Annotated in this window: 15 protein-coding genes, 1 tRNA gene and 1 rRNA gene; 4 read left to right on the top strand and 13 right to left on the bottom strand. The window is 69.6% G+C overall.

Annotated features, from left to right (window positions below; genetic code table 11):
* Positions 1–70 precede the first annotated feature (70 nt).
* Together AC07DO_RS14890 and AC07DO_RS14885 are read left to right on the top strand one after the other, a co-directional pair.
* Complete coding sequence (locus AC07DO_RS14890; RefSeq protein WP_479059774.1) at positions 71–871, top strand: Fpg/Nei family DNA glycosylase; 801 nt, start codon at positions 71–73, stop codon at positions 869–871.
* A gap of 104 nt (positions 872–975) precedes the next feature.
* Positions 976–1,746, top strand: a complete 771-nt coding sequence (locus AC07DO_RS14885) for an SDR family NAD(P)-dependent oxidoreductase (RefSeq protein ID WP_479059772.1) — start codon at positions 976–978, stop codon at positions 1,744–1,746.
* On the opposite strand, the gene AC07DO_RS14880 is transcribed toward AC07DO_RS14885, so the two are convergent.
* The 10 genes from AC07DO_RS14880 to AC07DO_RS14835 form a co-directional block, all read right to left on the bottom strand.
* Positions 1,694–2,080 (bottom strand): hypothetical protein, encoded by a 387-nt coding sequence (locus AC07DO_RS14880; RefSeq protein WP_479060686.1) that lies wholly within the window; start codon positions 2,078–2,080, stop codon positions 1,694–1,696. The genes AC07DO_RS14885 and AC07DO_RS14880 overlap by 53 nt on opposite strands.
* Before the next feature lie 193 nt (positions 2,081–2,273).
* Positions 2,274–2,744 carry a Dps family protein gene (locus AC07DO_RS14875; protein WP_479059770.1) on the bottom strand — a complete coding sequence of 157 codons (471 nt, stop codon included), beginning with the start codon at positions 2,742–2,744 and terminating at the stop codon, positions 2,274–2,276.
* A 205-nt stretch (positions 2,745–2,949) separates the two neighbouring features.
* Positions 2,950–3,324, bottom strand: a complete 375-nt coding sequence (locus AC07DO_RS14870; RefSeq protein WP_055564110.1) for a helix-turn-helix domain-containing protein — start codon at positions 3,322–3,324, stop codon at positions 2,950–2,952.
* 109 nt (positions 3,325–3,433) lie between these two features.
* Positions 3,434–4,036, bottom strand: a complete 603-nt coding sequence (locus tag AC07DO_RS14865) for a CinA family protein (protein ID WP_479059769.1) — start codon at positions 4,034–4,036, stop codon at positions 3,434–3,436.
* Entirely contained in the window at positions 4,033–4,731 is a 699-nt protein-coding gene (gene pgsA, locus AC07DO_RS14860; protein ID WP_479059768.1) for a CDP-diacylglycerol--glycerol-3-phosphate 3-phosphatidyltransferase, read from the bottom strand. The genes AC07DO_RS14865 and pgsA overlap by 4 nt, the downstream gene beginning before the upstream one ends.
* Entirely contained in the window at positions 4,728–6,209 is a 1,482-nt protein-coding gene (gene rimO, locus AC07DO_RS14855; RefSeq protein WP_479059766.1) for a 30S ribosomal protein S12 methylthiotransferase RimO, read from the bottom strand. Before rimO ends, pgsA begins: the two co-directional genes overlap by 4 nt.
* 137 nt (positions 6,210–6,346) lie before the next feature.
* Positions 6,347–7,267 carry a helix-turn-helix domain-containing protein gene (locus AC07DO_RS14850; RefSeq protein ID WP_479059765.1) on the bottom strand — a complete coding sequence of 307 codons (921 nt, stop codon included), beginning with the start codon at positions 7,265–7,267 and terminating at the stop codon, positions 6,347–6,349.
* Between the two features lie 205 nt (positions 7,268–7,472).
* Positions 7,473–10,280, bottom strand: coding sequence for a DNA translocase FtsK (locus AC07DO_RS14845; protein WP_479059763.1), 2,808 nt, complete (start codon positions 10,278–10,280; stop codon positions 7,473–7,475).
* A 146-nt stretch (positions 10,281–10,426) separates the two neighbouring features.
* Positions 10,427–11,110, bottom strand: coding sequence for a response regulator (locus AC07DO_RS14840; protein ID WP_399536459.1), 684 nt, complete (start codon positions 11,108–11,110; stop codon positions 10,427–10,429).
* Between the two features lie 244 nt (positions 11,111–11,354).
* Positions 11,355–16,862 carry a HAMP domain-containing protein gene (locus AC07DO_RS14835; protein WP_479059762.1) on the bottom strand — a complete coding sequence of 1,836 codons (5,508 nt, stop codon included), beginning with the start codon at positions 16,860–16,862 and terminating at the stop codon, positions 11,355–11,357.
* 350 nt (positions 16,863–17,212) lie between these two features.
* Between AC07DO_RS14835 and AC07DO_RS14830 the strand changes: the two genes are divergently transcribed.
* Positions 17,213–19,834 carry a SpoIIE family protein phosphatase gene (locus AC07DO_RS14830; protein ID WP_479060685.1) on the top strand — a complete coding sequence of 874 codons (2,622 nt, stop codon included), beginning with the start codon at positions 17,213–17,215 and terminating at the stop codon, positions 19,832–19,834.
* A gap of 94 nt (positions 19,835–19,928) precedes the next feature.
* On the opposite strand, the gene AC07DO_RS14825 is transcribed toward AC07DO_RS14830, so the two are convergent.
* Positions 19,929–20,001, bottom strand: a tRNA-Thr gene (locus AC07DO_RS14825).
* Between the two features lie 116 nt (positions 20,002–20,117).
* Between AC07DO_RS14825 and AC07DO_RS14820 the strand changes: the two genes are divergently transcribed.
* Positions 20,118–21,038, top strand: a complete 921-nt coding sequence (locus AC07DO_RS14820) for a CE1 family esterase (protein WP_479059760.1) — start codon at positions 20,118–20,120, stop codon at positions 21,036–21,038.
* A gap of 3 nt (positions 21,039–21,041) precedes the next feature.
* On the opposite strand, the gene AC07DO_RS14815 is transcribed toward AC07DO_RS14820, so the two are convergent.
* Both AC07DO_RS14815 and rrf read right to left on the bottom strand, forming a co-directional pair.
* On the bottom strand, positions 21,042–21,704 hold the full coding sequence (locus AC07DO_RS14815) for a DegT/DnrJ/EryC1/StrS family aminotransferase (RefSeq protein ID WP_479060684.1): 663 nt from the start codon (positions 21,702–21,704) through the stop codon (positions 21,042–21,044).
* 114 nt (positions 21,705–21,818) lie between these two features.
* Positions 21,819–21,912 (bottom strand): 5S ribosomal RNA (rrf, locus tag AC07DO_RS14810); the annotation flags it as partial.

Genomic DNA, 21,912 nt, shown 5'->3' with positions numbered 1-21,912 from the left:
ACCACGTGCGGAATCACCCGAGCGACCGCCGCCCGCGCCCCCGTCACGCCCGCCGTGCCACCCTGGACCCATGCCCGAAGGTGACACCATCTACCAGGCGTGCCGGCGCCTGCACGCCGCCCTTGCCGGGCACACGATCACGCGCTCCGACCTCCGCGTCCCCAAACTCGCGACGGTCGACCTCACGGGACGCACCGTCCTGGACGTCACCCCGCGCGGAAAGCACCTCCTCACCCGCATCGAGGGCGGCCTCACCCTCCACTCGCACCTCCGGATGGACGGCTCCTGGCAGCTGTACGCCCCCGGGGAGCGCTGGCGCGGCGGCCCCGGGTACCAGATCCGGGCGATCCTCGGCACCGCCGAGCGCACCGCCGTCGGCTACCGCCTGCCCGTCCTGGAGCTGCTCCGCACTGCCGACGAGGACAAGGCCGTGGGTCATTTGGGCCCCGACCTGCTGGGCCCGGACTGGGACCCCGAGCGCGCGCTGAGCAACATCCTGGCGGTGCCCGACCGCGCCCTCGGCGAAGCCCTCCTGGACCAGCGCAACCTCGCGGGCATCGGCAACGTGTTCAAGAGCGACATCTGCTTCGTACTCGGCGTCACCCCCTGGCTCCCCGTCGGCGAGCTCTCCGAAGAGACGGCCGCCCGGGTGCCGGGCCTGGCCAAGAAGCTCCTGGAAGCGAACCGGAACCAGCCCAACCGCACCACCACGGGCCGCGACCGACCGGGCCAGCGCCTCTTCGTCTACGGCCGCGCGCCCCGCCCCTGCCTGCGCTGCGGCACCCCGATCCGCCGCGCCCAGCAAGGAGACGGCTCCCGCGACCGCCCCACCTACTGGTGCCCCACCTGTCAACAGGGCCCGGCCCCCTGACGAGCACCACAGCAGCACGCACCGCCAACCACACCTACACCGCCAACGACCCGGCACCGTCACGCCAGTTGACGCCTCGTCAGACGCCGCCGTACCGTCCCCTCATGCCCGTCAAGGCGTACGACCTCACCGGACGCACCGCATTCATCACCGGCGCCGCCAGCGGCATCGGACGCGCGACGGCTCGACTCCTCGCGGAAGCGGGCGCCGCCGTGCACTGCGCCGACCGCGACGAGCAGGGACTCCAGGAAACGGCCGCACTCATCACCAAGACGGGCGGCACCGCCTGCACGTACCCCTTGGACGTGACCGACAGGGCACAGGTCGACCGGGCCATAGCCACCGCAGCCACCCCTCGCCTGGACATCCTCGCCGCCATAGCCGGCGTCATGCACAGCAGCCCGGTCCTGGAGACACGCGACGAAGACCTCGACCGCGTCCTGAACATCAACTTCAAGGGCGTCCTGTACGCCTGCCAGGCCGCGGCCCGCGCCATGATCGACACAGGCTCGGGCGGCAGCATCATCACGATGGCGTCGGGCGCCGTCGACACCGGCGCCCCCGGGCTCCTCTGCTACGGAGCGGCAAAAGCCGCCGTCGTGCAGCTCTCGAAGACACTGGCCACAGAGCTCGGCCCGCACGGCATCCGTGTGAACGCCGTCGCACCGGGGTGGATCCGCACTCCCATGACGACGCGCTTCGACACCGAGAAGCAGGCGCACACCGAACGCACGATGCTGCGCATGTCACCGCTCGGCCGGGTGGGCGAACCGGACGACATCGCGCACGCCGTACTGCACCTGGCGTCGGACGCCGCGTCCTTCACGACGGGCCAGATCCTCCGCCCGAACGGCGGCGTCGCCATGCCCTGGTAGCCCGCGCCCTGAGAGCGCGCCCCCGCACCCGCCCCGCCGACACGACCGCCCGTCCCCACCACGCGAGAGCCGTACGCTCCCCCGGCCACCGCAATTCCCCGTCGGGACGCCGCGCGTACTGCGCGGGATCCGCTCCCCTGGCCGCCCTCGCCTCGCCCAGCGCGCGGGCCCTGGGCACGCAGTGCACGGGCAGCACGCTCAGTCCCCATCCGCCGGCCGCGACCGCTCCCTCGAGAACTCCCGCGTCGGGCGAGAAGGCGAGCCGCAGCACGCCCCACCACCAGAGCACGCCGAGCGCCAGGAAGGGCACCCACCGTACGGCCCGCCATGTCACGGCTTTCCCGTTCACGGCTGCCACAGATGCCACCTCCCGCCCAACGCGAGATCGACGTTAAACGGCGGGGTTCACCCCATGGGAGGGCGTATCGGCGGCGCCTGGAGCGCGGCCGGGAGCCTCTGTCCCGCCGCACGCTCCATGGCGCCCGAACGGCCACGCCACCCCATGGGGAGCACCCTCACACGCGGGGTCAGCTGTTCTCCGCCTGGAACATCCAGTGGTGCTTCTCCAGGTCGGCCGTGATGCCGATGAAGATGTCCTGGCTGACCGGGTCGGCCTCGCCCGTCGCCTCGACGCGCTGACGCATCCGCGTGATCACCGCGCCGAGCGCGTCCACGAGCGTCCCGACCGCGTCCACGTCCTTGACCCAGCCCTCGGGAACCTTGCCGATGCCACTGCTCTGGGACACGGTCGCCGCACGCCCGTCGGGCGAGACACCCAGCGTGGAGGCACGCTCCGCGACGGTGTCCGAGTGCTGCCTGGCGGTGTCCACGACCTCGTCGAGCTGCAGGTGCACGGAGCGGAAGCGCGGGCCGACCACATTCCAGTGGATCTGCTTCGCGACCAGCGACAGGTCGACCAGGTCCACGAGCGCGCCCTGCAGGGCCTCCGAGACCGCCTTGAGATCCGCATCGGACAGCGGGCTCTTCACGACGTACATCTGTCTCCTCCAACACACGAGCGAATGAGGTAAATCCCCACCAACCATGTCACAAAATGACCAAATAGGTCGATTCGCGAACGGCTGTCCCCAGACCATCCGGTATAGGGGCCAGGCGGGCTTACCTCAACAAACGAAAGCCCCGACCGGGTACCCGGGCGGGGCTTCCACACACTTCCCAGAGCTGCTCAGGAGCAGCGTCGCATCACGCCGCGACGACGTCGACCGCCTCTGCGGGTGCCTTGATCGTGACCCGCTCCGGTGGCACGCCGGCCACGGACACGGAATTGAGCATCGAACGAACCGGCGCACGCACCGGTTCCGGGACTGCTGCAGACTCAGCCAGCTCGGCGAGCGACAGTTCGTCGCTCACTTCACGCATGAGCTCGGACATCCGTACGTCAAGCGCGTCGCAGATCGCGGAAAGCAGCTCGGAGGAAGCCTCCTTCTGCCCCCGCTCCACCTCGGAGAGATAGCCGAGCGAGACTCGGGCGGACGAGGAGACTTCGCGCAGAGTACGGCCCTGGCGCTGGCGCTGCCGACGCAGCACGTCACCAAGCAGGCGACGGAGCAGAATCATCGGTGGCTCCCTCCTCGGACCGCGTAGCCGCATCCTTCACGCCCCACCGTACCGCCTTGCGCGGCGGCCGTGCGGGGAGCGATGTCGTGTTCACTCAGGGCTGCAAACATCAATTCCCCCCGTTCTGTTCCGTATCCTGTGCCCGCCCATTCCCGGAGCGTTCTCCGGACAGCTGCTCGAGAAGCAGCGTGAGCACGCTCCGTACGCTCTCCATACGGATTTCCGAACGGTCACCGTTCAACCGCAGAGCGGCGACTTTCCCATGCGCTCCGCCAACGGCGTAACCGCGCATGCTTTCGAAATCCGGCCGGTCAGCGGCGTCATCCGGCCCCGCGACCGCCACGTAAACGGTCCCGACCGGTCGGCCGTCCTGCGGTTCGGGCCCGGCGACCCCGGTCGTGGCGATGCCCCAGTCCGCGCCGAGAACCTTGCGCACACCGTCCGCCATCTGCCGCGCGACCTCGGGATCCACGGCCCCGCGCTCGTCCAGGAGAGTGCCGTCGACCCCGAGCACGTCCCGCTTCAGCTCCGTGGCGTACGCGGTGACCGACCCCCGGAAGACCTTCGAGGCGCCCGGTACCGACGTGATCTCGGCGGCAACCAGGCCTCCGGTCAGCGACTCGGCCACGGCAAGCGTCTCACCGCGCGCGGCCAGGAGCCGGACCAGACCGGCCGCCGGCACGTCGTCGGCCGAGAGCCCGCGGGACGTCACTTCGCTGCCTCCCGGGCGGACTCCGCAGCCGCCGCACGCGCCTCGGCCCTACCCTGCCTGCGCAGCACGATGGCCTGCTTCACATAGTCGAGCCCCGTCACCACGGTCAGGACGACGGCGACGGCCATCACCCAGAACCGCAGGGTCGCGAGCGGCCCGGTCAGGGCAAGAACGTACATCCCGACCGCCGTGCCCTGCGCCAGCGTCTTCATCTTCCCGCCGCGACTGGCCGGAATGACGCCGTAGCGGATCACCCAGAACCGCAGCAGCGTGATCCCGAGCTCGCGCCCGAGGATCACGCCGGTCACCCACCAGGGCAGATCGCCGAGCCAGGACAGACAGATCAGTGCCGCCCCCATGATCGCCTTGTCGGCGATGGGGTCGGCGATCTTCCCGAAGTCCGTGACCAGGTTGTACGTGCGCGCCAGATGACCGTCGAACAGGTCGGTGATCATGGCGACGGCGAAGGCGGCCCAGGCGAACGAGCGCCAGGCCGGGTCGTACCCGCCGTTGCCGAGCAGCAGCATCACGAAGCCGGGCACGAGCAGCAGCCGCACCATGGTCAGCAGGTTCGCGACGTTCCACAGGCTGGCCTGATTGACCGCCGCGGCGCCCAGCTTCCCGCCGCGCACCGGCTTGGCGCTCGAAGCGCCCTGAGCGCCGGAGCTGCCCGCGGGTGCCGGGACTCCTGTCATCTGCGGGCCTCCTCGAGACACTCGGCCACCAAGTCCACGCCCTCCGTGCCGACGACCTTTGCCACGACCATACGGCCGACCTGCAGGGCATCCCCACCCATGGCGCCCGTCAAGCGGATCTGGCCGTCCGTCTCGGGTGCCTGGTGCGCGGCCCGGCCGAGGGGGCCCTCCTCCTCGTCGAGGGATTCGACGAGGACCTCGACGGTCTCGCCGAGCCGCTCGTCTGCGCGCTGCGAGGTGAGCTCCTCGGCGAGCCGGGAGATGTGGGCGAGCCGCGCGTCGACGACGTCCTGGTCGAGCTTGGCGTCGTACGTGGCCGCTTCGGTGCCCTCCTCGTCGGAGTATCCGAAGACACCGATGGCGTCCAGGCGCGCGCCCGTCAGGAAGCGCTCGAGCTCCGCGAGGTCCGCCTCGGTCTCGCCGGGGAAGCCCACGATGAAGTTGGACCGGACGCCGGCCTGCGGCGCCTTGGACCGGATGGTGTCCAGGAGCTCCAGGAAGCGGTCGGTGTCGCCGAAGCGCCGCATGGCGCGCAGGACGCCGGGCGCGGAGTGCTGGAAGGACAGGTCGAAGTAGGGGGCGATCTTCTCCGTCGACGTGAGGACGTCGATGAGGCCGGGGCGCATCTCGGCGGGCTGCAGGTAGCTGACCCGCACGCGCTCGATGCCGTCGACGGCGGCCAGCTCGGGAAGCAGAGTCTCCAGGAGACGGATGTCGCCGAGGTCCTTGCCGTACGAGGTGTTGTTCTCGGAGACGAGCATGACCTCCTTGACGCCCTGCTCCGCGAGCCAGCGGGTCTCACCGAGGACGTCGGAGGGGCGGCGCGAGATGAAGGAGCCGCGGAAGGACGGGATCGCGCAGAACGAGCAGCGCCGGTCGCAGCCGGAGGCCAGCTTCACGGAGGCGACGGGGTTGGTGCCGAGGCGGCGCCGCAGCGGGGCGCGCGGTCCGGACGCGGGCGCGACGCCCTCGGGGAGGTCCTGGGGAGCCGGGGCGGGCTCGGCGGGGCCGTGGCCGGGCAGGGCGACGGCCGCCTGGGCGCCCTGGCGCTCCGCGGGGCTGATCGGCAGCAGCTTGCGCCGGTCGCGCGGGGTGTGGGCCTCGACGCTGCCGCCGCTGAGGATCGTCTGCAGACGGCCGGAGATGTCGGCGTAGTCGTCGAACCCGAGCACGCCGTCGGCCTCGGGCAGCGCGTCGGCGAGCTCCTTGCCGTACCGCTCGGCCATGCAGCCGACCGCGACGACGGCCTGGGTCTTGCCGTGACCCTTCAGATCATTGGCTTCGAGGAGGGCGTCGACGGAGTCCTTCTTGGCGGCTTCGACGAAGCCACAGGTGTTGACGACGGCGACGTCCGCGTCCTCGGCGTCCTCGACGAGCTGCCAGCCGTCCGCCTCCAAGCGGCCTGCGAGCTCCTCCGAGTCCACCTCGTTACGGGCGCAGCCAAGGGTGACAAGGGCGACAGTGCGGCGTTCGGGCATGGTCTCAAGACTACTTCGTCCGCGCCTCGGCCCCCGCCGCCAGGGTTACCCGGCGGTCGGCCCGCAGCCGTCGGCGCGTCACCCTGCCGTCACTCCGTCCCCCACGGAACCGCTGGTCAGCGGCGCGCGGAGGGCGGTCAGCCGACCTCGGGGTCGCCCTTCGTGTACGTGAGGCGCTCCACCTGGCCGGGCTCGAATTCGTTCTCGACCTGCTTGCCGTTCACGTACAGCTCGATCGCGCCCGCGTCGCCCAGGACGAGGTCGACCTTCTGCTTGTCCTGGAACGTCTTGTCCTGGCCCTGCTCCAGGACGCCGTCGAAGAGCGTGCGTCCGTTGTGGTCCTTGGCCGAGATCCAGCTGCGGCCGTCGGCGGCCTGGACCTTGACCGTGACCTTGTCGCGCGGGACTCCGGCGATGGCGCTGTCGGAGGGGTCGGGCTTGGGGTCGGCGGGCTTGCTGGGCTTCGGCTTCTCGCTGGTCTTGGTGGGCGCCGCGGTGGCGCCTTCGGCGACGGACTTGGAGCCTTCGTCGCTGTCGTCGCCGCCGCTGAACGCGGTGAAACCGACGAAACCGATCACCGCGACGATCGCGGCGACCATGGCCGCGGTCCAGTTCGGACGGCGCGGCTCGGAGCGGATGCGCTCGGCCTCGAAGAGGGGCGCCGCCGGTGTGGGCGCGGGCGGGTGGCCGCCGTGTCCCTCGTCGTACTGGGCGACGAGCGGGGTCGGGTCGAGGCCGACGGCGCGGGCCAGCGTCCTGATGTGTCCGCGGGCGTACACGTCGCCGCCGCAGCGTGAGAAGTCGTCCTGTTCGATCGCGTGCACGATCGGGACGCGCACGCGCGTGGAGGTGCTCACTTCGTCGACGGTCAGGCCGGAGTCGATACGGGCCTGCTGCAGGACGTGGCCGATCGAGGGCCGCTGCTCGGCCGGGCGGTCGTCCGCCGGGCGGTCGCCTGCCCGGCTCCCGTCTGCCGGACTCTCGTCCGTGACACGGTCGGTGCGGTCGAGGCGGTTGTCCGAAGGTCGGTCTTCTTCAGGGGAGTTGCCGATGGACACGGGGGCGCCTTTCGAGCGTGTAGCCACCTGCCGGAGGTTCATTTTAGGGGGGTCCCGAAACGGTGGGGCAACCGGGCGGACGGACTTTGTACGCCATCAGAATGGCCGGACATCCTGATGGCGGGACATCGTGCTCTTCTCTCCTCAACTTGACGTATGCCGAAGAGAAACGGTTGCCTGCCGATCCCTTACGGGTGAGCCTCGCTCACCCTTCTGGTTGAGCCTCCCCGCGGATCACCGCGAGCACGCCGTCCAGCTCGTCAGGTTTCACAAGAACGTCACGTGCCTTCGAGCCCTCGCTGGGCCCCACGATGGAGCGCGACTCCATGAGGTCCATGAGCCTGCCGGCCTTGGCGAAGCCGACGCGCAGCTTGCGCTGCAGCATCGACGTGGACCCGAACTGTGTGGAGACGACCAGCTCAGCGGCCTGGCACAGCAGATCGAGGTCGTCGCCGATGTCCTCGTCGATCTCCTTCTTCTGCTTGGTGCCGACGGTGACGTCGTCGCGGAAGACGGGCGCCATCTGGTCCTTGCAGTGCCGCACCACGGCGTGGATCTCGTCCTCGGTGACGAAGGCGCCCTGCATACGGGTGGGCTTGTTCGCCCCCATCGGCAGGAAGAGGCCGTCGCCCTTGCCGATGAGCTTCTCCGCTCCCGGCTGGTCGAGGATGACGCGGCTGTCGGCGAGCGAGGAGGTCGCGAACGCGAGCCGCGAGGGCACGTTCGCCTTGATCAGGCCCGTCACGACGTCCACGGACGGACGCTGGGTGGCGAGCACCAGGTGGATGCCGGCCGCGCGCGCGAGCTGCGTGATGCGCACGATGGAGTCCTCGACGTCGCGCGGCGCGACCATCATCAGGTCGGCGAGCTCGTCGACGATCACGAGCAGGTACGGGTAGGCCTTGAGCTCCCGCTCGCTGCCCTCGGGCGTCTTGAGCTTGCCCTCGCGCACGGCCTGGTTGAAGTCGTCGATGTGCCGGTAGCCGAACGCCGCGAGGTCGTCGTAGCGCAGGTCCATCTCACGGACGACCCACTGGAGCGCCTCGGCGGCCCGCTTGGGGTTGGTGATGATGGGCGTGATCAGGTGCGGGATGCCTTCGTACGCGGTGAGCTCGACGCGCTTGGGGTCCACGAGGACCATCCGTACGTCCTCGGGCGTCGCTCTTATCATGATCGACGTGATCAGGCAGTTGATGCAGGACGACTTGCCGGATCCGGTGGCTCCGGCCACCAGGATGTGCGGCATCTTCGCCATGTTGGCCATCACGTAGCCGCCCTCGACGTCCTTGCCGAGCGCGACGAGCATGGGGTGGTCGTCCTCGGCCGCGTCGGCCAGGCGCAGCACGTCTCCCACGTTGACCATCTCGCGGTCGGTGTTCGGGATCTCGATGCCGACGGCGGACTTGCCGGGGATGGGCGAGATGATCCGGACGTCCGGGGACGCGACCGCGTACGCGATGTTCTTGGCCAGCGCCGTGATCTTCTCGACCTTCACGGCGGGGCCGAGCTCGATCTCGTAGCGCGTGACCGTCGGGCCGCGCGTGAAGCCGGTGACGGCGGCGTCGACCTTGAACTCGGTGAAGACGTTCGTCAGCGAGTTCACGACCGCGTCGTTGGCCGCGCTGCGGGTCTTGCCGGGGCCGCCGCGCTCCAGGAGGTCGAGCGAGGGCAGCGAGTAGGTGATGTCGCCGGAGAGCTGGAGCTGCTCGGCGCGCGGCGGCAGCTCGCGCTGGGTCTCGGGCGTGGACTTGGTGAGGTCGGGGACGGCGCTGTCCGCTGCCGCCTGCGGCTTCTTCTTGAGCTTGCCGGGCACCGGCGCGTCCGTGGCGCGCGCGGTCGGTACAGGTGCCTTGCGCTCCTGCTCCTGGCTCTGTTCGCGCTGCCGGCTCTGTTCGCGTTCCTCGCGCTCCCCGGAGACGCCCTGTGTCAGATCGGCGACCAGCGGCGAGGGCGGCATGCCGTGCATCACCGCGCCGTCCAGGGACGCGGCCGCGGCGGCCGCCACGTCCACGGCGTCCATGGGCCGGTCCATGTCCGGCTGTACGGGGGTCCTGCGCGGCCTGCGGCGCCTGGTGAGCGCCTCTTCCTCGGCGTGGTCGGGGTCGTACGCGTCGGGGGCGGCGGAGCGCCTGCGCGCGGGGCGTGCGGGCAGCGCCTCGCGCCACTGCTCGTCGTACCGCTCGTCGTCGTCCGGGTATGCGTAGGCCTCGGGCTCCGCCTGGACCACGCCGAGCTTCACGCCGAGCAGCCGCAGCCGCTGCGGGATGGCGTTGACGGGCGTCGCGGTGACGACGAGCAGCCCGAAGACGGTGAGCAGCACCAGGAGCGGCACCGCGAGGATCTCGCCCATGGTGAAGATCAGGGGTGTGGAGGCGCCCCAGCCGATGAGACCGCCGGCGTCCCTTATCGCCTGCATGCCGTCGCTGCGGGCCGGCGACCCGCAGGCCACGTGGACCTGGCCGAGGACGCCGATGACGAGGGCGGACAGGCCGATCACGATGCGGCCGTTCGCCTCGGGCTTCTCCGGGTGCCGGATGAGGCGTACGGCGATGGCGCCGAGCAGCAGCGGCACCAGCAGGTCGAGGCGGCCGAAGGCGCCGGTCACCAGGACCTCGACGAGGTCGCCGACCGGGCCGCGCAGGTTCGACCAGGTGCCCGCTGCGACGATCAGCGAGATGCCGAGCAGCAGGAGCGCGAGGCCGTCCTTGCGGTGCGCCGGGTCGAGGCCCTTGGCGCCCCGTCCTATGCCGCGGAACATCGCGCCGACCCCGTGCGCCAGGCCGAGCCAGACGGCGCGCACGAGCCGGTACAGCCCCCCGGTGGGGCTGGGCGCCGGCTTGGGTGCGGGCTTCTTGGCGACGACCTTTTTGGCCGGTGCCTTCTTCGCGGGCGCCTTCTTCGCCGCGGTTCTCTTCGCGGGAGGTCTGGCGGCGGCCTTCTTCGCCGGAGCCTTCGTCGGCGCGGCCGCCTTCTTCGCGGGCGTCTTCTTGGCTGCGGACTGACGTGAGGCCATGGGTGTGAGGTTACCGGTGCGGGCCTCTGTGGACACGTGTGCCCACTGCTTCACCCGTTCGTGTCGCCTCTGCGGAGGCCTGGAACTGACGGTGGTTCACCGGATGCCGACGGCACGAAACCTCGTCAGTGAGGCTTCGTGCCGCGTCAGTTCTGCGAGGGCACCGAAGGGGCGCCGGTGCCGGTGCCCGGTTCCAGGGCGTCAAGAGCCCGCCGCAGACCGGTGAGTTTGCGTTCGAGATGGGCGGCCGTGGCCACCGCCGCCGCGTCCGCCGACTCGTCGTCCAGCTGTTTGGACAGCGCCTCGGCCTGCTCCTCGACCGCGGCGAGCCGCGCCGACAGCTCGGCGAGCAGCCCCGCGGGCTCCTTCGTGTCGCCGGCCGTCGCCTTGCCGCCGCCCTCCAGCTGGAGACGCAGCAGAGCCGCCTGCTCCCGCAGTTGGCAGTTCTTCATGTACAGCTCGACGAACACCGAGACCTTCGCGCGCAGCACCCACGGGTCGAACGGCTTGGAAATGTAGTCCACAGCGCCCGCGGCGTACCCGCGGAAGGTGTGATGCGGCCCGTGGTTGATCGCGGTGAGGAAGATGATCGGGATGTCCCGGGTCCGCTCCCGCCGCTTGATGTGCGCCGCGGTTTCGAAACCGTCCATTCCTGGCATCTGGACGTCCAGCAGAATGACCGCGAAGTCGTCCGTGAGTAGTGCTTTGAGCGCTTCCTCCCCGGACGATGCCCGCACCAGCGTCTGATCGAGCGCAGAGAGGATCGCCTCCAGCGCCAGCAGATTCTCCGGCCGGTCATCGACCAGGAGGATCTTGGCCTTCTGCACCATGGCCCGCCCTCCTCGCCCCGGCGAAACACCGGGTGCCGCCCCAGGGGACGACTCCCTTGCGCCGCCCGTCCTTGTGCCGGTCATGGTAGCCGCACCCCGCCTGTCGCCACACCCTGTCACCGCGATGTCACTGTGCACGTAGCAGAAACGCGGTGGGAGACCAGAAGGTTCCCCGAATACCGCCGTTCTACACGACCTCGGCCACACTCTGTCAGCAACTCCGTGTGACGAAGCCGGTTCTCGGTCACTCGCCGCGCATCCACTGCTCCATGACCGACAACAGGTGATCCGGGTCGACCGGCTTCGTGACGTAATCGGAAGCCCCGGAGTCGATCGCCTTCTCCCGGTCGCCCTTCATCGCCTTCGCGGTGAGCGCGATGATCGGGAGCCCGGCGAACTGCGGCATCCTGCGGATCGCCGTCGTCGTCGCGTACCCGTCCATCTCGGGCATCATGATGTCCATCAGAACGACCGTCACATCGTCGTGCTGTTCCAGCACTTCGATGCCTTCCCGGCCGTTCTCCGCGTACAGCACCGCGAGACCGTGCTGTTCCAGGACGCTGGTGAGCGCGAAGACGTTGCGGATGTCGTCGTCGACGATCAGCACCTTCTCGCCGCCGAAGTGGAAACCGGACCGCGCCGCGACCGGCGTCTCCTGGCCCGCGGTCGGCCACGGCTCCTGCGTCCGCTGCTCCTCCTGGGCTCCGCCAGCCGGCTGCCCGGGCAGCGCCGAGGGCTCCTGTACGGGCGCGGGACGGCGGCGCCGCCGGAAGAGCGCGGAGGACCCCAGGGGCTCCTCACGGCGCGCCGGAGCGGCCTCCTGCTGTGCGGCGCCCTCGGCCGCGGGGGCCTCCTCCAGAGCGGGCAGCTCCCGCGGCTGAGGAGTGGGAGCCAGCTGCGCGTAACCCTGGGGCGGCAGTTCGCTCGGGTGCAGCGGCAAATAGAGCGTGAACGTGGAGCCGCGTCCGGGCTCGCTCTGCGCGTGGATCTCGCCGCCGAGCAGCCGCGCGATCTCCCGGCTGATGGACAGGCCGAGGCCCGTACCGCCGTACTTCCTGCTCGTCGTGCCGTCGGCCTGCTTGAACGCCTCGAAGATGACGCGCATCTTGCTGGCCGCGATGCCGATGCCGGTGTCCGTCACCGAGAAGGCGATCAGATCGGCGTCCGCGTCCCGCAGCGAGCCCGCCTCCAGGAGCTGCTCGCGGATCGCGTTGGGCACGTCGTTGCTGGCGTGCCGGATCACCAGCTCGACCGCTCCGGAGTCGGTGAATTTCACCGCGTTCGACAGCAGGTTGCGCAGCACCTGGAGCAGGCGCTGTTCGTCCGTGTGCAGGGTCGCGGGCAGCTCCGGAGAGACCCGTACGGAGAAGTCGAGTCCCTTCTCCGCGGTGAGCGGCCGGAAAGTGGCCTCTACGTAGTCGACGAGTTGGACCAGGGCGATGCGCGTCGGGGAGACGTCCATCTTGCCCGCCTCGACCTTCGACAGATCGAGGATGTCGTTGATGAGCTGCAACAGGTCCGAACCCGCGCCGTGGATCGTCTCGGCGAACTCGACCTGCTTGGGGGTGAGGTTCGCGTCGGCGTTGTCGGCGAGCAACTTGGCCAGGATCAGCAGGGAGTTGAGCGGCGTGCGCAGCTCGTGCGACATGTTCGCGAGGAACTCGGACTTGTAGCGCATGGAGACGGCGAGCTGTTCGGCGCGCTCCTCCAGGACCTGCCTGGCCTCTTCGATCTCGGTGTTCTTGACCTCGATGTCGCGGTTCTGCTGGGCCAGCAGCTCGGCCTTCTCCTCCAGCTCCGCGTTGGAGTCCTGAAGGGCCTTCTGCCGGTTCTCCAACTCGGCCGACCGCTCCCGCAGTTGCTCGGTCAGCTCCTGCGACTGCTTGAGCAGCACCTCGGTCTTGGTGTTGACGCTGATGGTGTTGACGCTCGTCGCGATCATCTCGGCGATCTGGCTGAGGAAGTCCTTCTGGATCTGCGTGAAGGGCTGGAAGGCGGCCAGCTCGATCACGCCGAGCACGGTCCCTTCGAAGAGCACCGGCAACACGATGACCTGCGCGGGCGGCGCCTCCCCCAGGCCGGACGCGATCCGCAGGTACCCGGACGGCGCGTTCTCCACCAAAATGGTGCGCCGCTCCTTGGCGGCCGTCCCGATGAGCGTCTCACCGGGCCGGAAGGACGTCGGCATGGACCCCATCGAGTAGCCGTAGCTGCCGAGCATGCGCAGCTCGTACCCGTCCTCGTGATCGCCCCCGAGATCCTGCCCGTCGTCCGTGGGCATCGCCAGGAAGAACGCGCCGTGCTGCGCGGAGACGACCGGCGTGAGCTCGCTCATGATCAGCGAGGCGACGTCCTCCAGGTCGCGGCGGCCCTGCATGAGGCCGGAGATCCGCGCCAGGTTGCCCTTGAGCCAGTCCTGTTCCTTGTTGGCCAGCGTCGTGTCGCGCAGGTTCGCGATCATGGTGTTGATGTTGTCCTGGAGGACCTGGATCTCGCCGGCCGCGTCGACCTCGATCTTCAGGTTCAGATCGCCGCGGGTCACCGCGGTGGCGACCTTCGCGATGGCGCGCACCTGACGGGTCAGGTTCCCCGCCATCTCGTTCACGGACTCGGTGAGGTCGCGCCACGTGCCGTCGACGTCCCGCACGCGTGCCTGGCCGCCCAACTGGCCCTCCGTGCCCACCTCGCGGGCGACGCGGGTGACCTGCTCGGCGAAGGACGACAGCTGGTCGACCATCGTGTTGATGGTCGTCTTGAGCTCCAGGATCTCGCCCCGGGCGTCGATGTCGATCTTCTTGGTCAGGTCGCCCTTGGCGATCGCGGTGGTGACCATCGCGATGTTGCGGACCTGGCCGGTCAGGTTGGACGCCATCGAGTTCACGGACTCGGTGAGGTCCTTCCACGTACCGGAGACGCCCGGCACCCGCGCCTGCCCGCCCAGGATGCCGTCGGTGCCCACCTCACGGGCCACACGCGTGACCTCGTCGGCGAACGAACTCAGCGTCGTCACCATGGTGTTGACCGTGTCGGCGAGCTGCGCGACCTCGCCGCGCGCCTCGACCGTCACCTTCTTGGTCAGGTCGCCGTTGGCGACCGCCGCCGAGACCTGGGAGATGTTCCGCACCTGGCTGGTCAGATTGTTGGCCATCAGGTTGACGTTGTCGCTCAGGTCCTTCCAGATGCCGGTGACGCCCGGCACCCGCGCCTGACCGCCCAGCTGCCCCTCGGTGCCCACCTCGCGGGCCACGCGCGTGACCTGCTCCGCGAACGAGGAGAGCTGGTCGACCATCGTGTTGACGGTCGTGACGAGTTCGAGGATCTCGCCCTTCGCGTCGACGGTGATCTTCTTGGAGAGGTCGCCCATGGCGACGGCCGTCGTGACCTCGGCGATGTTCCGCACCTGAAGGGTGAGGTTGTTCGCCATGCCGTTCACGGACTGCGTGAGGTCCTTCCAGGTGCCCGAGACCCCCTGGACCTCGGCCTGGCCGCCGAGGATGCCGTCCGTGCCCACCTCGCGGGAGACCCGGGTGACCTGCTCGGCGAAGGCGGACAGCTGGTCCACCATCGTGTTCAGGGTGTTCTTCAGCTCCAGGATCTCGCCGCGCGCGTCCACGTCGATCTTCTGGGACAGGTCACCGCGGGCCACCGCCGTCGCGACCTGAGCGATGTTGCGGACCTGCGCGGTGAGGTTCCCGGCCATGCCGTTCACGGAATCCGTCAGATCACGCCACACACCGGCCACGCCGGGCACCTGCGCCTGACCGCCGAGGCGTCCCTCGGTGCCCACCTCGCGGGCCACCCGGGTCACCTGGTCCGCGAAGGCGGACAGCTGGTCGACCATCGTGTTGATGGTGTTCTTCAGCTCCAGGATCTCGCCGCGGGCGTCGACCTCGATCTTCTGGGAGAGGTCGCCGCGCGCCACGGCCGTCGTCACCTGCGCGATCTGACGCACCTGCGACGTCAGGTTCCCCGCCATGAAGTTGACGGAGTCCGTGAGGTCCTTCCAGGTGCCGCTCACGCCGTCCACGCGGGCCTGGCCGCCGAGGCGCCCCTCCGTGCCCACGTCGCGCGCCATCCGCGTGACCTGGTCGGCGAACGACGACAGCTGGTCCACCATCGTGTTCACGGTGTTCTTCAGCTGGAGCATCTCACCGGAGACGTCCACGGTGACCTTCTGCGACAGGTCACCGTTCGCGACCGCCGTCGTCACCTGCGCGATGTTGCGGACCTGCCCGGTCAGGTTGCGGAAAGCGGTGTTGACGGAGTCCGTCAGGTCCTTCCACGTGCCGGCCGCGCCCTGCACCTGCGCCTGGCCGCCCAGCTCGCCCTCGACACCGATCTCCCGCGCCACACGCGTCACTTCGGAGCCGAAGGCCGAGAGCTGGTCGACCATCGTGTTCACGGTGTTCTTCAGCTCGAGCATCTCGCCCGCGACATCGACGGTGACCTTCTGCGACAGATCGCCGTTCGCCACCGCGGTCGTCACCGTCGCGATGTCCCGCACCTGCGTGGTGAGGTTGCGGAAGACCGTATTGACCGAGTCCGTCAGGTCCTTCCACGTACCGGCGGCGCCCGGCACATTGGCCTGCCCGCCGAGCTGCCCCTCCGCGCCGACCTCGTTCGCCACGCGCGTGACCTCGTCCGCGAACGTGCGCAGCGTCTCGGTCATCTGGTTGATGGTCTCGGCGAGCTGGGCGACCTCGCCGCGCGCGCTCACCGTCACCTTCCGGGACAGATCACCGTTGGCGACCGCCGTCGTGACCTCGGCGATGCCACGCACCTGGGCGGTGAGGTTGCCGGCCATGAGGTTCACCGAATCGGTGAGGTCCTTCCACACACCCGCCACACCCGGCACCTGCGCCTGGCCGCCGAGCTCGCCCTCCGTGCCGACCTCGCGGGCGACGCGCGTCACTTCCGAGGAGAACGACGAGAGCTGGTCCACCATCGTATTGACGGTGTTCTTCAACTCCAGCATCTCGCCCGCGACATGCACGGTGACCTTCCGTGACAGGTCGCCCTTGGCCACCGCCGTCGTCACCAGGGCGATGTCCCGCACCTGAGCGGTCAGGCGGTACGCCATGGTGTTCACGGAGTCCGTGAGGTCCTTCCACGAACCGGACATACCGCGCACCCGGGCCTGTCCGCCGAGCTTGCCCTCGGTGCCGACCTCGCTGGCCACGCGCGTGACCTCGTCCGTGAAGGTGGAGAGCTGGTCGACGAGGTTGTTGACCGTCCGCCCCACCTTCAGGAACTCACCGCGCAGCGGGTGCCCGTTTCCGTCGGCCCCCTGCGCCCGCAGTTCCATGCGCTGCTCCAGGTCGCCGTCCGCCACCGCGGACAGGACCCGGCCGACCTCGGAGACCGGACGTACAAGATCGTCGACAAGCGCGTTCGACGCGTCGATCGCGGCCGCCCACGATCCTTCGCTCGCGCCGCTCTCCAGCCGTTCCGTGAGTTTTCCCTCACGTCCGACCATGCGCCGCACCCGCGACAGCTCTCCGGTCAGATGCAGATTCCGGTCAGCCACCTCGTTGAAGACGGCGGCGATCTCCGACATCACATCGTCACCGGAGACCGTCAGCCGCTTGCGGAAATTGCCGTCCCGCATCGCCACCAGGGCCGCGAGCAGCCTGTTCAGAGCCGCCGCATCGACGGACGCCGTCGTCCCATTGCGCGGTTTGCGCTGTTTACTCAGGGACTGTCCGTCTTTCGCGCGCGTCTTAGTGCCCCGCGTCGCTGCGCCAGACTCCACTGTGTCCCTCCCGCAAGGGTCGACCGGTACTGCTCGGGTTGTTCTGCCCTGTCTCCATGAAGCTTGCCCAGTGTTTCACCATGGCCGAACCAGGCCATAACAGTTCGGCAGCTTCGCACACCGTCCGCACACCCTCCGGGCGGAAACACTGACGACCGGCATCAGCATGGACGGCGAAGGTAAGTAACCTTGCATCCGGCTGTCCAACCACCCCGGTCCTGCCCGGCCTGGGCGGTGGTACACGAAACACAAGCGGGCATCGGAGGGGCGGCCGCACCATGGGTTCGGGAGAACTGGGCGTCGAGACAGTTGCCGCTGTCGACGCCGTCGATACTCGTACGAGGAGTGCTGTGATCACCGCGCGCGCGGCTGCCACCTTCGAACCCGTCGGACGTTCCGTCGCGACGGCCCGCTCCTTCGTGCGCGACACCCTCCAGGGGTGGGGGTTCTCCGACGTCATCGACGACGCCGTCGTCCTCACCAGCGAGCTGGTCACCAACGCCGTGGTGCACGCCGGCACGGCCGCCGACGTCGAGTGCCTGCGCAGCGAGGACGCCGTCCGCATCGAGGTCTCCGACCGCTATCCGGAACGCGAGATCCCGCTCCAGCAGTCCTCCGTGAACATGGGCAGCCCCGACCGCGAGGGCGGCCGCGGCCTCCAGCTCTGTGCCGCGCTGGCCACCCGCTGGGGCGTCGACTACACCCCCACGCACAAACTGGTCTGGTTCCAGCTCGACCTGCCCCAGCGTTCCGTCGGCACCCGCGCCGCGGGGCCCTCGCTCCCGGCCGACCTGCTGCCCATCGCCGACGGCAGGGTCCGCGTCGCCGTCATCCAGATCGACCGCCTGGGCGCCATCTCCGCCTGGAACGAGGACGCCGAGGATCTCTTCGGGTACGTGGCCGAGCAGGTCATGGGCAAGCCGCTCAACGACCTCGCGGCCTGGCCGCACACCCCGGGCACCAGCACCGGCATCGCCGAGGCCCTCCAGCTCTCCCGCTGGGAGGGCAGCTACGGCGTCCGCAACGCCCACGGCCGCGTGATCCCCGTCTACGCCTCGCACCTGCGCGTGCGCGACGCCGACGGCGAACCCTCCACGGTCTGTCTCCTCGTACGCGACGACGAGCGCGCCGTCCTCCAGACCCCGCTGCGGGGCACGGCCCCCGAGCCCGGCTCCCTCAGCGAGCCGCACGCCGCGGACCCCTTCGAGGTGTTCATCGGCTCCCCCGCTCCGGACGACCTCGACGGCCTGCTGCAGCGCACCGTGGAGCGCGCCCGCGACATGCTCGACGGCGACGCGGCGTTCCTGCTCCTGGCCACCGACGACGAGACCGAGCTCGAAGTACGTGCCTCCACGGGCCTCCCCTCGGCCCGTCAGCGCTTCGCCCGCGTCCAGGTCGAGTCGGCCCCCGGACGCTACGGCTCCGCCCGCATGCCGGCCGTCCACGAGGACCTCACGGTGGTGCCCGGCGCGGTCCCCCTGCTCTCCGGCACCGGCATGCGCTCCGTGGTCACCGTTCCGCTGAAGGTGGAGGGCCGCCTCACGGGCTCTCTGGGCGTCGCCGCCGAGGCAGCGGGGCGGTACTCGAACGAGGAGGCCCTGCGCCTCCAGTTCGCCGCCGACCGCATCGCCCTGGCCGTGGAATCCGCCCGCCTCGGCGAGCTGGAAAGGCTCCGCCGCGGTTCCCTCTCGTTCCTCGTCGAGGCCTCCGACCTTCTGGCGGGCACCCTCGACCGCGACCAGACGCTGGCCCTCATGGCCCAGATGACGGTCCCCACACTCGCCACCTGGTGCGCCGTCTACACCATCGCGGACCAGTCGGCCGAGCCCTACCTGTCGTACGTCCTGCACGAGGACGAGGAGCGCATCGACGGGCTCAAGGCCCTCCTCTCCAAGATCGCCCCGCCGGACCCGGTGCCCACCCCCGGCGCCCGTATCTGGGCGGCCCCCTCCGAAGCCGCCCACCAGGCCGCCCTGCGCACGTCCATGCGCAACCTGGGCCTGGGCGAGACCCCGGGCCTCGGCTCGGGCATCGGCACGACGCTCTCCACCGCTTCGGCGGTGGGCGGCGAGACCGTGGTCCTCCCGCTGGTCGCCCGCAACCGCGTGATCGGCATGCTCACCCTCGGCAAGCCCGCCGACGAGCACTTCCGCCAAGAGATCCTGGAATTGGCCGAAGATCTTTCCCGCCGGGCGGCTCTCGCCCTCGACAACGCCCGCCTCTACTCGGAGCGCATGGCGATCAGCCAGTCCCTCCAGCGCAGCCTGCTGCCGCCGGGGCTGCCGCAGGTGCCGGGCGTCGAGGTCGATGTCATCTACCGCGCGGCAGGCGAGGGCAACGAAGTCGGCGGTGACTTCTACGACCTCTTCCCGATCCGCGACGGGGCATACGGCTTCGCGATCGGCGACGTCTGCGGTACCGGCCCGGAGGCCGCGGCCGTCACGGGCCTGGCCCGGCACGCCCTGCGCCTGCTCGCCCGTGAGGGCTTCGGCGGCCCGGCGGTCCTCGAACGCCTCAATGCCGCGATCCTCGACGAGGGAGCCCGCAGCCGCTTCCTGACGCTCCTGTACGGCGAGTTGTGGCCGCAGGAGGACGGCTCGGCTGTCCTGAAGATCGTGTGCGCCGGCCATCCGCTGCCGCTGCGCCTGCGCCAGGACGGCACGGTCGAGCCGTACGCGGAGCCGCAGCCCCTGCTCGGCGTCATGGACGACCTCGAGCTGTACGAGCAGACGGCGACGCTCGACCCCGGCGACGTCCTGCTGTGCGTCACCGACGGGGTGACCGAGCGTCGCGAGGGCACGCGCATGCTCGGCGACGACGGTCTGGCCGACGTCCTCACGACCTGCACGGGTCTGACGGCCGGCGCGGTCGCGGCCCGCATCATGCGCGCGGTGGAGCGCTTCGCGACGGACGCGCCGTCGGACGACATGGCAATTCTCGCGATGCGGGTCCCCGGCCTGCAGAAGGACTGACGCCCCGGGGCACCGCACGGTGCCCCGGCCGCTCCCGACAACTCCGGATACGCAAAAGGCCTCCGCCCAACTGGGCGGAGGCCTTTACTGCTTGAGCCCCCAAGCGGAATCGAACCGCTGACCTTCTCCTTACCATGGAGACGCTCTACCGACTGAGCTATAGGGGCCTGCTGCCCTTCGGGGGTTTTCCCCGCGGCAACGGAATAGATCATACCTGAAATCGAAGGTGCCCCGAACCGCCCTTCCTCTGGACCGCCCCTTCCGACGCTGCCACTCTGCGCCCATGCCGACCCAACGCGGTACGCATGCGCGGTACGCCCGTCGTCTCGCCTTCATCGCCATGCTCCTCCCCCTTGCTGCCTGCGGATCGGGCAACGACAAGGCCTCGAACGGGACTCCCGCCAGGAAGCCGCCGTCCGCGGAGCGCCCGCGCGCGGGCGACCAGAAGGTCACGCTCTCCTGGAGAGGCGAGAAGCGCGTCTACACCGTTCACGCCCCACCCGGCTTCTCCCGTACCGAAAGCCTCCCGCTCGTCGTCGCGATGCACCCGTATCCGGGAGACGGCAGAGTCGCGGCAGTCATCAGCGGCCTCAACGCGAAAGCGGATGACGAGAACTTCCTTGTCGCCTATCCGGACGGCCTCGACAAGGGCTTCAACGCGATGCTCTGCTGCGGCACGGAAGACGACGTGGGGTTCATCCGTACGATCACGAAGCGGCTGGCCCGCACCTGGAACGCCGACCCGGACCGCCTCTACGCCACGGGCATCTCCAACGGCGGCGACATGGCGTACAAGCTCGCCGTCGAACTCCCTGACACATTCGCGGCCATAGCCCCGGTCAGCGGCGGATTCCTCGGCCCGGACGCAGCAAAGGCCTCCTACGAGCCGAAGACCCCGGTCTCGGTGATCACTTTCCTCGGCGGCGCGGACCAGAACTTCACCGCGTTGGACAAGGGCATCAAGACCTGGCAGAAACGCCTGTCCTGCACGGCGGGAAGCCCCGACAAGTTTCAGGGGACCACCATCAGGAAGACCCGGGCCAAGTGCCGAGACGGCTCGGAGGTGGTCGTCTACCGACTGCCCGGCATGGGCCACTCCTGGCCGGAGGGGGCGGGTGGAGGAATGTCCGATCCGACGGCGGGCGTCAACGCGACCGACGTGATGTGGGAGTTCTTCGATTCCCACACCAGGGAGGCCGAATAGAGCTCAGAAGGCCGGCTGGAGAAGCCCACCGAGCGCATTGCACGCGGATACGACGCGCTGGAGTTCACGCCGCGTCATGGAGGCCTCGACGGGAAGTGCCAGCGTCTCGTCCGCGGCCCGTTCGGTCTCGGGCAACCGCACGTCGCGCCAGAACCGCGGCAGACGGTGGACGGGCGTCTTCACCGGCACGTGGCAGTCGACGCCCTTGGCCCGTACGGCACGTGCGAACGCGTCCCGGTCGGGCCGCCCGTTCCCGGGCACCCGCACGACGTACTGCTCGTAGCTGTGTCCTTCGCCGCCGTCGGGCGTCACGACACCGTTGAGCCGTCCGCTGAGGTAGGCGGCATGCTGCCGTCGGCGCGACAGCCCGTCGTACGTGGCGTCGGACTCTCCTTGCTCCAGGACGAGCAGCCCGTGCCGCTGTCCTACGTCTCTCAGCCGCCGCACGTCGGCCTGGTTGCCGAAGCGGTGCACGACGACGACGGCGGCGGTGCGCGGGGTGACCGCGGCGGCGACGGCGGCGGGGTCGAGGCAGTACGTGGTGGGCTCTATGTCGGCGAAGACGGGCACCGCTCCGGTGAGGGTCACGGCTTCGGTCACTTCGGTGTTGCCGTAGGCCGGCACGACGACTTCGTCACCGGTACCGACGCCGGCGGCGCGCAACATTGCAACTGTCCCCATGACGCGGATGTTGGCTGCGCAACGTGAACGGCAAGTGACAGAAAACAAAAAAGAGCTGGTCCCTGAACCGAAGTTCAGGGACCAGCTCTATTAAAAGGAGTTCGGCGGCGTCCTACTCTCCCACAGGGTCCCCCCTGCAGTACCATCGGCGCTGTGAGGCTTAGCTTCCGGGTTCGGAATGTAACCGGGCGTT

Source organism: Streptomyces sp. NPDC045678, from assembly GCF_056432085.1.
This window is presented reverse-complemented; position numbering and strand designations above follow the sequence as displayed.